General features: G+C 29.5%; 17 protein-coding genes. 5 read left to right on the forward strand and 12 right to left on the reverse strand.

Annotated features, from left to right (window positions below; genetic code table 11):
• Positions 1–17: 17 nt before the first annotated feature.
• The 3 genes from sgtB to HMPREF2578_RS10950 form a co-directional block, all read right to left on the reverse strand.
• Positions 18–830 carry a monofunctional peptidoglycan glycosyltransferase SgtB gene (gene sgtB, locus HMPREF2578_RS01360; RefSeq protein ID WP_017175221.1) on the reverse strand — a complete coding sequence of 271 codons (813 nt, stop codon included), beginning with the start codon at positions 828–830 and terminating at the stop codon, positions 18–20.
• Between the two features lie 451 nt (positions 831–1,281).
• The gene (locus HMPREF2578_RS01365) at positions 1,282–1,800 is read right to left on the reverse strand and encodes a type 1 glutamine amidotransferase domain-containing protein (protein WP_017175222.1); all 519 of its coding nucleotides are present in this window, start codon (positions 1,798–1,800) and stop codon (positions 1,282–1,284) included.
• Positions 1,801–1,908: 108 nt separating this feature from the next.
• Positions 1,909–2,070, reverse strand: coding sequence for an SE1561 family protein (locus HMPREF2578_RS10950; RefSeq protein ID WP_002450046.1), 162 nt, complete (start codon positions 2,068–2,070; stop codon positions 1,909–1,911).
• A 143-nt stretch (positions 2,071–2,213) separates the two neighbouring features.
• Here HMPREF2578_RS10950 and yfkAB point away from each other — a divergent pair, with 143 nt between their 5' ends.
• Positions 2,214–3,359 carry a radical SAM/CxCxxxxC motif protein YfkAB gene (gene yfkAB / locus HMPREF2578_RS01370; protein ID WP_017175223.1) on the forward strand — a complete coding sequence of 382 codons (1,146 nt, stop codon included), beginning with the start codon at positions 2,214–2,216 and terminating at the stop codon, positions 3,357–3,359.
• A 302-nt stretch (positions 3,360–3,661) separates the two neighbouring features.
• Here yfkAB and HMPREF2578_RS01375 read toward each other — a convergent pair whose 3' ends face one another.
• From HMPREF2578_RS01375 to HMPREF2578_RS01385, 3 genes are read right to left on the reverse strand one after another with little or no spacing between them, the layout of a single operon-like run.
• On the reverse strand, positions 3,662–4,195 hold the full coding sequence (locus tag HMPREF2578_RS01375; protein WP_017175224.1) for an acyl-CoA thioesterase: 534 nt from the start codon (positions 4,193–4,195) through the stop codon (positions 3,662–3,664).
• 32 nt (positions 4,196–4,227) lie between these two features.
• A complete protein-coding gene (locus HMPREF2578_RS01380) occupies positions 4,228–5,475 on the reverse strand; it encodes an aminopeptidase (RefSeq protein ID WP_017175225.1) in 1,248 nt (415 codons plus the stop codon).
• Between the two features lie 11 nt (positions 5,476–5,486).
• Positions 5,487–5,693, reverse strand: a complete 207-nt coding sequence (locus tag HMPREF2578_RS01385; protein ID WP_002450082.1) for a DUF1128 domain-containing protein — start codon at positions 5,691–5,693, stop codon at positions 5,487–5,489.
• A gap of 141 nt (positions 5,694–5,834) precedes the next feature.
• Here HMPREF2578_RS01385 and HMPREF2578_RS01390 point away from each other — a divergent pair, with 141 nt between their 5' ends.
• The 3 genes from HMPREF2578_RS01390 (at position 5,835) to HMPREF2578_RS01400 (ending at position 7,881) form a co-directional block, all read left to right on the forward strand.
• Entirely contained in the window at positions 5,835–6,299 is a 465-nt protein-coding gene (locus HMPREF2578_RS01390) for a low molecular weight protein-tyrosine-phosphatase (protein ID WP_017175226.1), read from the forward strand.
• 5 nt (positions 6,300–6,304) lie between these two features.
• The gene (locus HMPREF2578_RS01395; protein WP_002450075.1) at positions 6,305–6,586 is read left to right on the forward strand and encodes a hypothetical protein; all 282 of its coding nucleotides are present in this window, start codon (positions 6,305–6,307) and stop codon (positions 6,584–6,586) included.
• Between the two features lie 134 nt (positions 6,587–6,720).
• A complete protein-coding gene (locus tag HMPREF2578_RS01400) occupies positions 6,721–7,881 on the forward strand; it encodes a YihY/virulence factor BrkB family protein (RefSeq protein ID WP_070508216.1) in 1,161 nt (386 codons plus the stop codon).
• A 78-nt stretch (positions 7,882–7,959) separates the two neighbouring features.
• Here HMPREF2578_RS01400 and vraR read toward each other — a convergent pair whose 3' ends face one another.
• The 5 genes from vraR to map form a co-directional block, all read right to left on the reverse strand.
• The gene (gene vraR / locus HMPREF2578_RS01405) at positions 7,960–8,589 is read right to left on the reverse strand and encodes a response regulator transcription factor VraR (RefSeq protein WP_002450048.1); all 630 of its coding nucleotides are present in this window, start codon (positions 8,587–8,589) and stop codon (positions 7,960–7,962) included.
• Between the two features lies 1 nt (position 8,590).
• On the reverse strand, positions 8,591–9,625 hold the full coding sequence (locus HMPREF2578_RS01410; RefSeq protein WP_017175228.1) for a sensor histidine kinase VraS: 1,035 nt from the start codon (positions 9,623–9,625) through the stop codon (positions 8,591–8,593).
• Positions 9,622–10,323, reverse strand: coding sequence for a cell wall-active antibiotics response protein VraT (gene liaF / locus HMPREF2578_RS01415; protein WP_017175229.1), 702 nt, complete (start codon positions 10,321–10,323; stop codon positions 9,622–9,624). The genes HMPREF2578_RS01410 and liaF overlap by 4 nt, the downstream gene beginning before the upstream one ends.
• Positions 10,324–10,344: 21 nt before the next feature.
• Positions 10,345–10,731 (reverse strand): hypothetical protein, encoded by a 387-nt coding sequence (locus HMPREF2578_RS01420; RefSeq protein WP_017175230.1) that lies wholly within the window; start codon positions 10,729–10,731, stop codon positions 10,345–10,347.
• A gap of 676 nt (positions 10,732–11,407) precedes the next feature.
• Positions 11,408–12,160 (reverse strand): type I methionyl aminopeptidase, encoded by a 753-nt coding sequence (gene map / locus HMPREF2578_RS01425; protein ID WP_017175231.1) that lies wholly within the window; start codon positions 12,158–12,160, stop codon positions 11,408–11,410.
• A gap of 173 nt (positions 12,161–12,333) precedes the next feature.
• Between map and HMPREF2578_RS01430 the strand changes: the two genes are divergently transcribed.
• Positions 12,334–13,323 (forward strand): FUSC family protein, encoded by a 990-nt coding sequence (locus HMPREF2578_RS01430; RefSeq protein ID WP_048761636.1) that lies wholly within the window; start codon positions 12,334–12,336, stop codon positions 13,321–13,323.
• Positions 13,324–13,371: 48 nt separating this feature from the next.
• Here HMPREF2578_RS01430 and HMPREF2578_RS01435 read toward each other — a convergent pair whose 3' ends face one another.
• Positions 13,372–14,088, reverse strand: coding sequence for a lipid II isoglutaminyl synthase subunit GatD (locus HMPREF2578_RS01435; RefSeq protein ID WP_070508217.1), 717 nt, complete (start codon positions 14,086–14,088; stop codon positions 13,372–13,374).

Consider the following 14,088-nt stretch of genomic DNA (forward strand, 5'->3'; position numbering starts at 1 on the left):
ATTGTTATATTACTATATTAATAATTATTAAGTTGCGATAAGGCTTCTTGATATTGACTGTCAGAAATATAATTCTGTTGTCTCATTTTTTCTAAATTCACTTTAATTCGATTCTTGAAATTATTTGATACGTTATTAATATCATATACACTTGGGGCATTAACTTTACTTGCTAGCATTGCACTTTGTAATACAGTAATAATCGGATAACTACTATTATTTTGATTTGTAGTTGCACCAAAATAGTAATTTGCTGCACTTTCAATATCATATTGATTATTACCATAGTAAATATTATTCAAATAAAAACTTAATATCTGATTTTTACTGTATTGCTGTTCAACTTTATGCGCGACAAATAATTCTTTTAGTTTACGTGTAAATGAACGTTCATTATTGTAATAATAATTTTTTACAGTTTGTTGAGTAATGGTGCTCCCGCCTTGTACCTCACGTTCACCAATCGTTGAAAATAATGCACGTGTTGTCCCTTTGATATCGAATCCATGATGTTTAGAAAAACGTTCATCTTCCATAGATATAAATGCGCCCTTAACATAATTCGGCATATTGTCTGATGATACAAAATTACTCTTATTTTCAATCGTTTGTAAATCATCGACATTCGCTCTAGATGATAAAAAATACATTAATCCAGTAAACAAAGCAAATATAATCAGAAATATAATAAACATTCTTAGAAAGAGCCGTTTACTTTTCTTCTTTTTCGGTGGTGAACCCACAGGTTGATAATAGGTATTATAATAAGGCTCATTTTGATAATAAGTTGTTTTCTCTTTTGGATAGTTATCTCTTTGTCTTCTTTTCATGGGATTGCTCCTTTACTTAAAGGTCACTCTATAATTGAGAGTTTAACAGTAAGTATTATTTTTATCTATATAAACAATCAAAAATCAGTCTCAAGGTGTATCATTGGTTTTTATATCGCTCAAATTTTCAAGTTACTTTGAAGAAGATAGAGAAGGATTTTTTAAAGATGGATAAGCGGATTTAAAAAACGATATTAAGTTCATAAATATATGAATTTTTAAAAGTAACATTTAAAACGTATTTTCTCCATTTCTAGAAAACAAGGAAAACAAATCAATCAGACGCTTATGAATTGACACGACTTGTAATGATACATTCTCAGTTTCATTGGAGCCTATCCAGAATACAGTTACATTGTAATTCAATCATCGACTATCAACACATTAAAAATGCCTGAGACAATTACACATGTCTCAGGCTCAAATATAACTTTCAAAAAGTTATTTTAAATTAATCATTTAATTTTTTAACGATTTCTCTATTGAAATCATCTAAATCATCAGGTACACGACTTGTTACAATATTATTATCAACTACTACTGATTCATCAACAACATTGGCACCTGCATTTGATAAATCTTTACGAACATTTAATACTGCAGTTAAAGTGCGACCATTTAAATCATCAGTATCAATTAAAACTTGAGGTCCGTGACAAATAGCAAATGTTGGAACATCATTTTTAGTAAAGTATTTTGCAAATGTTCCATAACGTCCTTCTGCATCTCCACGTAAATTATCTGGAGAGAAACCACCAGGAATTAATATTGCATCATAATTTTCTGGTTTAGCATCAGCAATACTTACATTTACTGTAACTTTTTCGCCATGTTTCCCAACAACTTCAGCGTTCGCAGTATCTCCAATAACTTCAGTTTCAAATCCTGCTTCTTCTAATGCTTCTTTAGGACTTGTTAATTCTATATCTTCAAATTCATCAGCTAAAATAATTGCTACTTTTTTAGTCATAACCAAAATCACCTTTTCTTTCGTTTTATTATATTTAATTATAGACAAATTTAAGATGGTTTAAACATAAATATTAAATTTAGTTAAAAACTTTTTCATACTCCACAATTACTTAGAAACTAACTTAACTTTTTCTTCTAATTGATCTAATAATCCAATCCATTCATCAATATCTTTTACACTTACTTCATCAGGATTAACGTGGTCAATATCTTCTAAAAATTTAGACAATCTTGTTTTAATTTGTTCAATAGTTTGTTTTTCATCCATCGGAATTTAACTCCTTATATATAATATTTTTAGCTTTTATTCATAACTATCCTAACAAAATTTGACAAAAAGAGATATAATTCTAATAATATTTATTGTAATTTTATAAAGAAGAATGTTTTAAAAGTTTAGGAGTTTTTATAATGACAACATCAAAAATTAAACAAGCAATCTCAATTTATAATGATCCGTGGGAAGCTTATAATGATATTAAACAATTCGATCAACTCACTTTGAGTAATGTAGAATTTACCACAACAAATTTATGTAATATGAGATGTAGTCACTGTGCAGTTGGTTATACATTACAAACAAAAGATCCTGATCCATTACCTATGAATCTTATTTATCAACGTTTAGATGAAATTCCCAATTTACGTACTATGTCGATTACAGGTGGAGAACCTATGTTTTCAAAGAAATCTATAAATAATGTTGTTAAACCATTATTAAAATATGCGCATCAAAGAGGCATATATGTGCAAATGAATTCTAATTTAACGTTACCTCAAGATCGATATCTAGAAATTGCTGAGTATATTGATGTCATGCACATTTCTCATAATTGGGGTACCATCCAAGAATTTGCAGAGGTGGGCTTTGGCGCAATGAAAAAACAACCTCCTTTAAAAGCAAAGTTAAAATTATATGAACAAATGCTAGATAATGCTAGTACATTATCTGACCAAGGGATGTTTGTTTCAGCAGAAACAATGTTAAATCAAAATACCCTACCACATTTAGAAAACATACATAAAGAAATTGTTAATGATATGAAGTGTAGTCGTCATGAAGTTCATCCTATGTATCCAGCAGATTTTGCAAGTCAACTCAATGTATTATCATTAAAAGACATGAAGCAAGCTATTCATCATTTATTAGACATTCGTGATAAAAATACTTGGATGTTATTTGGTACTCTCCCAATCTATCCTTGCATAAACGATGAAAATGACCAACTTTTACTTGAACGATTAAGAAATGAAAAAAATGTTACTGTTCGAAATGACCCAGATGGCCGTAGTCGCTTAAATGTAAATGTATTTAGTGGGGACGTTATTGTAACAGATTTTGGTGATGAAAACGGAACAATTTCTAATATTAAAAATGATAAGCTCACAGATGTATTTGATGCTTGGTTATCAACAGATTTAGCAAAATCTTTAAATTGTCATTGTGAAGCTTTCCAATGTTTAGGACCAAATGTATTAGTTAAAAATATGTATTATCCAAATACAAACTTTAGAGAAAATGAAATCACAATGCACACTGAACATAGTTTTCAATAAAATTAAAAGAAACTGGGACATAATTCCTAGCAAAATAGCCAGTAAATGAGTTTATTGTAAACTCATTTACTGGCTATTTTATTTACAATACTGCGTATTGTTGACTCGCTTTCTTAGGGCACAACTTCAGCCTGTAGTCTTTAGCATATCCTATTGCCTCAAGAGTCTCACCAAAACACTTTGTATTTATATGTAATTTTACATTGAATTATTTTTAAAAAACAAGGCCCTAAAACCCTTTCGTATAATTTAAAGTCAATACATATAATTTATATCATATGTATTGACTTTTATTATAAATCTTAAATATCTTCTATGTGCTGTGCTTCAGATAAAAATTCAATGGTTTTTTTACTTTCTTCACGTCGTTCTTTTCTTCGTTGAACACGTTTTGGTGCTCCTTCATAGAACCACTTTTCTATTTTAGTTTCAGGGTACACTTTAGGAATACGTGTTGGTTTTCCATTTTCATCTAGGGCAACAAATGTTAAAAAGCTCAATGCTGCTAAATGTCTTTCCTTATTTAGCACATCTTCAATAATAATTTGCACACAAATTTCCATTGAACTTGATCCTGCGTAACTTACCATTGCTTCATAAGACGTAATATCCCCTGTTTTTATAGGTCTTAAAAAATCCACCGAGTCAGTAGAAGCAGTAACCACTTGTGCATTCGCATGTTTCATAGCTGTAATTGCAGCTATTTCATCAATATTAGCCATCAATGATCCACCAAACATTGTATGGTGATGATTGGTATCTTGAGGAAATACTTGTCGTGTTTTAATACTTTTTGATTCAGACATAGATTTTTTATTAACTTGAGAATTTGACATACTTTATTTCTCCTATTCCTAATTTAAATGAGTTATTGTGCCCAATTCCCATTTTCGAAAACTAATTCTTTAGAGCCGTCTTGTAAAATACCATATATCGTTAGATCTGAACTTCCAATCATAAAATCCACATGAACATTAGAATCATTTAACCCACTTGCTATTTTTTCTTCAGTAGACATTTCTGTGCCACCTTTAATATTAAACCCGTAGGCTGAACCAATAGCAAGATGACAAGATGCATTTTCATCAAATAGAGTATTATAAAAGATAGTATTACGATTTGAAATTGGCGAATCATCTGGAACTAGAGCAACTTCTCCTAATCGCTTAGAGCCTTCATCTGTGCTAATTAAATCTTTTAAAACTTCTTCACCTTTTTCTGCTTTAACATCGATAATTTCACCATTTTTAAATGTTAAAGTGAATCCATCAATAATATTACCATTATAACTTAATGGTAATTTATTAGTTACATAGCCATCTACATGATTTCTATCTGGTGCAGTAAATACTTCTTCCGTTGGGATGTTAGCAATAAATGGTTGTTGATTTCCATTTACATAGCTTGTTGCATCTTCCCAAATATGTCCTTTTGGTAGTCCTACTGTTAAATCAGTGCCTTCAGACATATAATGTAATGCCTTATAATTTTTTTCTTGAAGTTTATTTGCATGTACACTTAGAGATTTCACATGTTGCTCCCAATTTGTTATTGGGTCATTTCCATCCACACGTACAATTTCGAATACTTCATCGATAAATTGACTGTATGCTTCTTCTTCAGGCAAATTAGGATATACACGTTTTGCCCATGCTTTAGATGGAAATGCAGCTACTACCCATGGAAATGCATTTTTTTGGCTACCTTCCATATACCCTTTGAATGCTTGTCCATAATTAAACTGAGACGCTTTTAATTTTTCTGCATCAATGCCATTTAATAAATCTGGATCACCGGAAATAAGTGCTAAATTCGCTGCTCCTCTACGAGCATAATCCATACGCTCTTCAACATCATAAGCTTTAACAGCATGATTTTCAAAATAATCAACAGCTTCATTTTCATATTTTAAGCGTTCTAAAATAGGATCTGTATATACCACTCTTACATCTGAAGCGCCTTCTTTATAGGCTACTTCGACAATTAAGCGCGTTAATTCTATAGTTTCTACAGAAGTTCTTATAAACACAGGTTGATTTTGTTGAACGTTCATACCTACCTTTACTAATAATTCTGCATATTGTTTTAATTTGTCTTGATAATCTTGATTGGCCATTTAAATTCTCCTTACTCGTGACGTAAATTACCTAATTCATCAGCAATTGCTGTAATTTCACTTGGTGAAAATGAATCTTTAGACATAACAAAATCATGAATGTCTTTAATATCCTTTGTATCTGTATCTTTAAATTTTTCTGGATTAATTAAAGATTGATTTACAATATTTAATTTTTTTCGAATATTTTTAATCATTTGTTCATTATTCTGTGCCATTTGTTTCACCTCTTTATTATCATATTTTATCAAAGTATAAAAATTTATTAAACTTTTATAGAAATTAGTAAAATTATGGCTTTATAAATGTTAAAAATAACTATAAAATAGTTTATATATTAAAGTTTGGAGGAGTACAAGATGGTAGATGTAGCTTTTGTATGTCTTGGAAATATTTGTCGTTCTACAATGGCTGAAGCAATCATGCGTCAACGATTAAAAGAACGCGGTATTTCTGATGTTATTGTACATTCTAGGGGTACTGGACGTTGGAATTTAGGTGAACCTCCTCATCAAGGTACTCAAAAAATTCTGAAACAACACCATATACCTTTTGATGGTATTGTTAGTGAATTATTTGAACCTGATGATGATTTTGATTATATTATCGCTATGGACCAAAGTAATGTGGATAATATTAAATCAATTAATCCCAATCTTAAAGGTCAATTGTTCAAATTGCTAGAATTTAGTAACATGGAAGAGACTGATGTGCCTGATCCTTATTACACAAATAATTTTGAAGGTGTATATGACATGGTACAATCATCTTGTGACAATTTAATAGATTTCATCGTTAAAGATACTAATTTGAAAGAGGGGTAACTAAAATGGAAAACAAATTTGTTCCAGGTATTATTATTGGTGCTATCGTTGGTGGAGCTGCTACTTTAGCAGATAAATCAACACGTAATGCATTAGTACAATCATTCAAAGACATTAAAGAAGGTAATCGTTCTCGTAAACCTTCTAAAATTACTTCAATTAAAAATGAAGTATTGTATTGGAAAGATACGATCGAAGAAATTCGTCGTAATAATCCAGAATTAGAAAAATCAATTAAAGATGCTAAAGATACATTTGTAAATCGTAAAAACAATCGTCTTAGCTAATCAAATATAATTGACAGAAAATAAAGGCAAAATTCCTTTTTACTTAGGTAGTTTTGCCTTTATTTTAGAATTAATTTTTAAGGAGACGCCTATGTCAAAAAAAAAATCAATCAAACTCTAAGTACCTTAACTCTATTAAGGAAAAAGAGACAGAAAATAAAGAGAAAATAAAGGTTGATCGTACATACGTAGAACCTCAGGAATTTCAATCAAAGAAGCCTAAAAAAGATAAACAAGTTTTTTTCGTTTCTAGGTTGAATAAACCTGCAAAATACACTAAAAATTCTAATTTTTTATCTTATCTTATTTATCGTATTGGTAAAGATGATGCTTCAGGTTTAGCGGCTCAAATGACGTATCACTTTGTATTAGCTTTATTCCCAATGTTAATCTTTTTATTAACTTTATTACCATTATTCCAAATTGATCCTCAGCAAATTAAAGACTTAGTTAGTCAAAATGCTCCTGCTGAGACTGCTGACGTTGTTACTAAAATTTTTAAAGATATTACAAGTAACTCTAGTGGTAGCTTATTATCAGTTGGTTTGATTTTAGCTATTTGGTCAGCATCAAATGGTATGACAGCAATTATGAATTCATTTAATGTTGCTTATGATGTTGAAGATGCTCGTAATCCTATTGTTCTTAAATTATTAAGCATTTTGTTTACAATTGTTATGGCTATTGTATTAGCTATCGCTCTAACATTACCTACATTTGGTAATTTTATTAAAGATCATCTATTTGGTCCGTTAGGTTTAGATCAACAAGTCGCTTGGATATTTGATTTAGTGCGTATATTGTTACCACTTATTGTTATTATTATTTTATTCTTAACATTATATTCAGTAGCACCTAACGTTAAAACTAAGTTTAAATCTGTATATCCTGGTGCAATCTTTACTTCTATTGTATGGTTATTAGGATCATTTGCATTTGGTTGGTATTTATCTAACTTTGGCAACTATTCTAAAACATATGGTAGTCTTGCTGGAATCATCATTTTATTACTATGGATTTACATTACATGTTTCATTATCATTATTGGTGCTGAAATTAATGCAATTATTCATCAAAGACATGTCATTAAAGGTTCTACACCTGAAGAAGCTGCCTTAAAACATGATGATAATAATGAAAATCATTACAATGAGAATACAAAATATGAATACGATTCTACAGCATCATCTAAATATGAAAAAAATTATGATGTGGATCCTACACCCAATGATAAACATAGTGAACAAGACTCTTTTGTTGATAAAATTAAAGATAAATTTGATAAAGATAAATAGCTATAGAAAAGAAAACTTTTAACGAAAAACCTCCTTATGAGATAGTCATTTTTTGACTTCTTTATAAGGAGCTTTTTATTATTGAATTAAATTATGTTGGAATGCATAAATAACCGCTTGTGTTCTATCTTGTACCTCTAGTTTACTTAAAATATTACTCACATGTGTTTTTACTGTTTTAATTGTAATATGTGAAGCACTGGCAATTTCTTGATTAGAATAGCCTTTAGCAATTAATAACAATATTTCCATTTCACGTTCAGTGAGCATTTCATATAATTCTGCTTTCTTCTTCATTCTATTTCTCATTTTTACTAAAACTTCTGGCTCGAATACAGATTCTCCACGATATGTTTTTCTAACTGCTTCTGCAATATCACTGGCACTTGTCGTTTTTAATATATAACTATCCACCCCTGCATCAAGTGCTCTATATACTTCTTTATCTTCTATAAAACTTGTTAACATGACTACTTTGATATGAGGCAAATCTTTTTTTATTTGTGTCGTCGCTTCTACACCGTCCATATCATTCATTAACAAATCCATTAAAATTAAATCAGGATTTAACGTATGTGCTTTTTCAATTGCCTCTTTTCCTGATGATCCTTCTCCTACTACTTCAATATCAGATTGAGTAGATAAATAACTTGAAATACCAATTCTAACCATTTCATGATCGTCTACAAATAATACTTTAATCGTCATATTAACCCTCCTCTTTCGTTAAAGGTGCTTTTACCTCTATTCTAGTTCCTGAATCTGGTAGAGATACGATATGAAACGTTGCACCTATTTCTAATGCACGTTCTCTCATATTTTTCAATCCATAACTTTGTTCTACTTTTTCATCTACGTTAAAGCCTTTACCATTATCTTGAATTCTTAATAATAAATAATCTTGATGATTAAATAATTCGACTGTCACTTTAGTTCCATCAGAATGTCTTAATGTATTTGAAATTGCCTCTTGTGTAATTCGAAATAGATGATCTTCAATTCCTTTAGGCACTTTAAAATCTTGTATATCATAAATGACTTTCATAGGTACTTTCTTTTGTAAATCAATGACTAAATCTTTAATACCTTCCCCTAATGATTTATCCTTGAGTCCTAAAGGTCGCAAATGTAGTAACAGCGCTCGCATCTCTAATTGAGATTCTTGTATCATTTTCTCAAGTACTGGAATTTGTTGGTTAAGGGGTGGTTCTAGTTCTGTTTCTTTTATCGCTGATAACATCATACTTGCTGCGAAAAGTTGTTGACTTACTGAATCGTGTAATTCCCTTGCTAAACGCTGACGCTCATCTTCTATAATTTTTTTTACTTTAATGTCATTCATATTGTAGTTTTCATTTGTTAAATTTTGAGTTTTGATTCTTAATCGCTGTAATTCTTGATTTAAAGGCACTAACATTTGATAAATATCAATTGTTTCATTATATAGTTCTATGTTTTTATCATTAATACCTACCGTTTCACCTTCAATGGCGTGTTCAATTTGATTCTTTATCCAATCATTTTGCTGATTTATTTTATAAGCTAATACAGAGCCAACGATAATACAAAGTAAAATAATCACTAAATTAAGAAATAGAAACACAGGTATACCAAATATTTGAGTATAGAACATTCCTTGAAAATATATAATATTTACAAAAACTTTATCTATAAATAAAAACGCAGTTAGCATGCTATACACTAAAATAAGCATGGATCCTATTGCTCTTAAATAGTGATTCATCGATAAATCACCTCAACATCACCAATAAATGTTGATACATATATATTTACACTATAATTTTCTTCTTTCGGTTTTTCTTCTACTTGGACATGATTATTTTCTACTTTATATGCTTCTCCATTTATATAAGCGGTACCATAAAATGATGCCATGTGAAGATTAATATTATAATTAACTGGAACAATCAGTTGTACTTTACCTAAAATATGTCTAACTACAATCGTATTATTTTCTTTGATGTTTGCTGCTTTTGTCATATCAATATGAATATCTCCAACCCCATGTTGAATTTGCACATCTTCCCATTTATATACATATACTGGAGTACGTTGTTCACCTAGCCAACGTTGTTTAATAAATTGAGGAGAGGTCACTTCTTCTTCCGAGGCCACAATCTTCAAAGGTTTAAATTTAAAAACTAAGTATCTAATAATGATTATTACTAAAAATATAAATAAAATAATAATCGTATATTTGTTGGATAACAAGGTAAACGCTATGAGTAGTGCTCCTATCCAAAACGCCAATAACCCTCTTACTTTATGAAAGTAAAGGTACCCTACATAAATTAATATACATCCTAATAATAAAATAAATAAATATCCAATTTTTTCAAAAAAGATGTAATAAAAGTTAGCGATAATCATTAGCGCTGTAAAAATAATTAATAATTCAGTAGATATATATTTACGTGTCAATGTGTCGCCTCCTGATTTTAATTAAGCTACATAACTCATTTGTTCAATTATTGCATATTGTTCTTCTGCAGCAATACGTTCTTTCGTACAACGATGAATACTAGCTTCAATTTTGGCATAATATGCTTCAAATTTATCTAATCGTTGTTTTAATAAATCTATTTCATTATTATGAACTTCCTGAGCATTCTTTATATTGTACATATTTATCATATCAATATACTTATTCTCTAGTGTAGCAGATAAACTGTCAATTAAAGTATTGATTTTTTCTTTTTTATTTTTTAAATATTTTATATATCGTTCCATACTCTGAAGCTTATCATCTAATAATGAACGATAATCATTAATATTATTTTTTATAATTATTTTTAAAAAGTGTTGTAAATATAAATCTAAATAATTCATAGAACCACCTCGTTGTTTACTAAACTTTATTATAAATGAGTGGAATCTTACTTAATATAGTCCTAGGAACCATTTTCTTCTCATACTTAAGTACGATTAATTTTAATTTAAAAATAAGGATATGAGTTGAATACTATTGAAAAGAGTGATTTAAGGTGGTATCCATATATCTTAAACATTTTTTACTTCACATGTTCAAATTTAGTTTTTCATTTATCGCTGATACTAACTATTTATTATTTGGTGTTGTGTTTTTAAAGTCTATTCTTTTAGGTGTTTCAGTAAAATGTGTATTTTGTAATATTGTTCAGTCGATTCGCTTTGACTAATTAAGCTATTTTTTGGTAGCTTTATTTTTGATTACATGTTTTATGTCCACTCTTATTTGGAAATTTGGCAAAGTAGAACAACGTTGGTCATAAAAAAGCCTAAGACATCATTGTTGTCTTAGGCATAGAAATTGTCTTTTTTCATTTATCCAGAAACTTTATGTTCCGGACTCTTTTTAATATACTAATAATTCTTGAAAATACATTTTATCACAAGTTTTTTCAACATCATCAGAGACGCTGAATCCCAACATAGAGACGTTCTTTATGGAACATCTCTATGTTGTGGAATCATTATCAGTATGGGACGACGACATCAAAATGACTTCTTTTCAACTTCATTTTTCTTAATCAATTTTTGTTGTTAACATCGGACCATCTTTCGTAACAATGACAGTATGCTCAATTTGGGCCACAAAGCTTTTATCTTTAGTTTCAAATGCCCAGTCATTTTTGCCTTCAGTAACAAATGTTGCTTTAGATGAAATAAAAGGTTCTACTGCAATGACTACGCCTTCTTTTAAAAGCGTCTTATCTTTAGGATCATAATAATTCATAACATGACTTGGCGCTTCATGTAAAGATTGTCCTACACCATGACCTGTTAAATTTTTAATAACAGTTAAATCATTTTTACGTGCTGTAGCATGTACCGCTTTACCAATATTACTTAGTTTTGTACCTGGTTTTACTTTAGCCATTGCTGCATCAAATGCTTCAAGTGCTACATCACATACTTTTTGTTTTAAAGGGTTATCCGCTTCTCCTACTACAAAAGAAATGCCAGTATCTGCATAATATCCATTTTTTAATGCTGAAACATCTATATTAACTAAGTCCCCTTCACGAATAACACGTTTACCAGGTATTCCATGAGCGACTTCTTCATTAACACTAATACAAGTTTGACCTGGGAATTTTTCATCATGAATAGGTGCTGAGATTGCACCATGTTCTTCAAATAATTCTTTAGCGATATTGTCTAATTCTTTTGTAGTAATACCAGGTTTAGTTGCTTCTTGCATTGTATCTCGCACTTTTGCACATATATATCCTATTTCTTTTAACGCTTGTAATTCTTCATCTGTTTTTACAATCATATTATCCCGTTCCTTTTTAAAAAATATTCCACCTTATTATACCAAAAATTTTTTGATATACTAAATAAGAAATGTAATATCTACTGACTTGATGTCTCACTACATCAAACTTGATATTAAACTTATTCTAACATTATAATCATCACGTTCGTTCTTTGAGAGGATTTAACAATATGAATCAATGGTATAAACATATTATAGGCGCTAGAACAATAAAAACGGGTCTAGCTACTTTTCTAACAACTTTATTTTGTTTACTATTAAACTTAACTCCTATATTTGCTATTTTAACAGCAATTGTTTCGATTGAACCAACTGCTAAAGCTTCTTTACGAAAAGGTTATCGTCGACTTCCTGCTACCGTCATAGGTGCATTGTTTGCAGTTATTTTTACTTATATCTTCGGCGATCAATCTCCATTTACTTACACCTTTAGTGCTATTTTTACTATTTTAGCGTGTACAAAATTAAATCTCCAAGTTGGTACAACTGTTGCAGTATTAACTTCAGTTGCTATGATACCTGGTATTCATGAAGCCTATCTTTTTAATTTTTTCTCAAGACTCTTAACAGCTTTAATTGGTCTAGTAACTGCTGGATTAGTAAATTTTTTCGTATTACCGCCTAAATATTATCATCAAATCGAAGAGAACTTAATTCATTCAGAAAATAATTTGTATGAACTATTCGCTTCTAGATGTCATGAATTATTATTAGGAAAATTTGATTCAGATAATAGTAATACATCATTAGCAACCTTATCTGATATGAATAAAAAAACAGATACTTTAATGAATTATCAACGAGATGAATTACGCTATCATAAAAATAACGAAGATAAATGGAAACAATTAAAAGATATGTCAAATAGAGCATATATTGATAGACTTCTTGCTACACATTTATCAAATATTATTTATTTACCAAAAAACGTAAATATTTGTTTTACTACTGAGGAAAAAATGGCAATTATAAAAATTAGTAATAGTATCAACAATATTCCTTTAGATGGAGTTTTTAAAAGAGAATCTAAGTCTGTATCTACTTTAAAATCTTCAGTCAAAATATTAGAAGAATTCGATAAGAATCAAATTAAGAGTCATGTTATTTATGAAATTTTACTTATCTATAATTTACTAGATAATCGATTTGTTAAAGCATAAAAAAAAACGTTGGATGAATTGAAATAATTCAAGTCATCCAACGTTTTTTTATTTTTCTGAACGTTCAATAATAACATATTTCGCAGCTTCTTCTTCAGGATTATCTAACTGTTTAGGTGTAAATGGAATCCCTTTACGTTCACATGCCTTCTCTAATAAATAATCAGTAAGTTCATGATTTTTCGGTAATATAGGGCCATGCAGGTAAGTTCCTAATAAGTTTTTATAATGAATACCTTCTTTTTTATCATCATCATTATTTCCATACCCAGTTACCACATGACCTAATGTATCAAAGTTATGATATGTACGACCACCGTGATTTTCAAAACCTACTATTGTTCCAAATGTATCACTTTTAATTACGATATCCCCTGTTAAACGATCTGTTTTTGATTTTGTATAAAAGTCTAAAATTCCAAGTCCTTCTAACTCTGTACCATCAGGAGTAATATATTTAGTACCTAAAAATTGATATCCACCACAAATGGTTAAACCTGGCATTCCATCTTCTATTGCATCTTTTAATATTGTTTTAATTTTACTTAACTCTTTAGTAGCGATACTTTGTTCTCTATCACTACCCCCACCAATAAAGAAAATATCGCAATTTTCTAATGTAACTCCCTCAGTTTCATTAATTTCGATAACTTTTAAATTAATATTGCGTTTTTTTGCTCTCTGTTTTAAAGCAATAATATTTCCTATATCACTATATAAATTTAATTTGTCCGACATAAAATGAAAAACTGTTAATTCGTACAT

Source organism: Staphylococcus sp. HMSC072H03 (assembly GCF_001809305.1).
GTDB lineage: Bacteria > Bacillota > Bacilli > Staphylococcales > Staphylococcaceae > Staphylococcus > Staphylococcus hominis.

What these genes read in the sequence shown, in the direction of transcription:
- sgtB (WP_017175221.1), bottom strand. Translation starts at nt 830, where the DNA reads ATGAAAAGAAGACAAAGAGATAACTATCCAAAAGAGAAAACAACTTAT.
- HMPREF2578_RS01365 (WP_017175222.1), bottom strand. Translation starts at nt 1,800, where the DNA reads ATGACTAAAAAAGTAGCAATTATTTTAGCTGATGAATTTGAAGATATA.
- HMPREF2578_RS10950 (WP_002450046.1), bottom strand. Translation starts at nt 2,070, where the DNA reads ATGGATGAAAAACAAACTATTGAACAAATTAAAACAAGATTGTCTAAA.
- yfkAB (WP_017175223.1), top strand. Translation starts at nt 2,214, where the DNA reads ATGACAACATCAAAAATTAAACAAGCAATCTCAATTTATAATGATCCG.
- HMPREF2578_RS01375 (WP_017175224.1), bottom strand. Translation starts at nt 4,195, where the DNA reads ATGTCAAATTCTCAAGTTAATAAAAAATCTATGTCTGAATCAAAAAGT.
- HMPREF2578_RS01380 (WP_017175225.1), bottom strand. Translation starts at nt 5,475, where the DNA reads ATGGCCAATCAAGATTATCAAGACAAATTAAAACAATATGCAGAATTA.
- HMPREF2578_RS01385 (WP_002450082.1), bottom strand. Translation starts at nt 5,693, where the DNA reads ATGGCACAGAATAATGAACAAATGATTAAAAATATTCGAAAAAAATTA.
- HMPREF2578_RS01390 (WP_017175226.1), top strand. Translation starts at nt 5,835, where the DNA reads ATGGTAGATGTAGCTTTTGTATGTCTTGGAAATATTTGTCGTTCTACA.
- HMPREF2578_RS01395 (WP_002450075.1), top strand. Translation starts at nt 6,305, where the DNA reads ATGGAAAACAAATTTGTTCCAGGTATTATTATTGGTGCTATCGTTGGT.
- vraR (WP_002450048.1), bottom strand. Translation starts at nt 8,589, where the DNA reads ATGACGATTAAAGTATTATTTGTAGACGATCATGAAATGGTTAGAATT.
- HMPREF2578_RS01410 (WP_017175228.1), bottom strand. Translation starts at nt 9,625, where the DNA reads ATGAATCACTATTTAAGAGCAATAGGATCCATGCTTATTTTAGTGTAT.
- HMPREF2578_RS01420 (WP_017175230.1), bottom strand. Translation starts at nt 10,731, where the DNA reads ATGAATTATTTAGATTTATATTTACAACACTTTTTAAAAATAATTATA.
- map (WP_017175231.1), bottom strand. Translation starts at nt 12,160, where the DNA reads ATGATTGTAAAAACAGATGAAGAATTACAAGCGTTAAAAGAAATAGGA.
- HMPREF2578_RS01430 (WP_048761636.1), top strand. Translation starts at nt 12,334, where the DNA reads ATGAATCAATGGTATAAACATATTATAGGCGCTAGAACAATAAAAACG.
- HMPREF2578_RS01435 (WP_070508217.1), bottom strand. Translation starts at nt 14,088, where the DNA reads ATGTACGAATTAACAGTTTTTCATTTTATGTCGGACAAATTAAATTTA.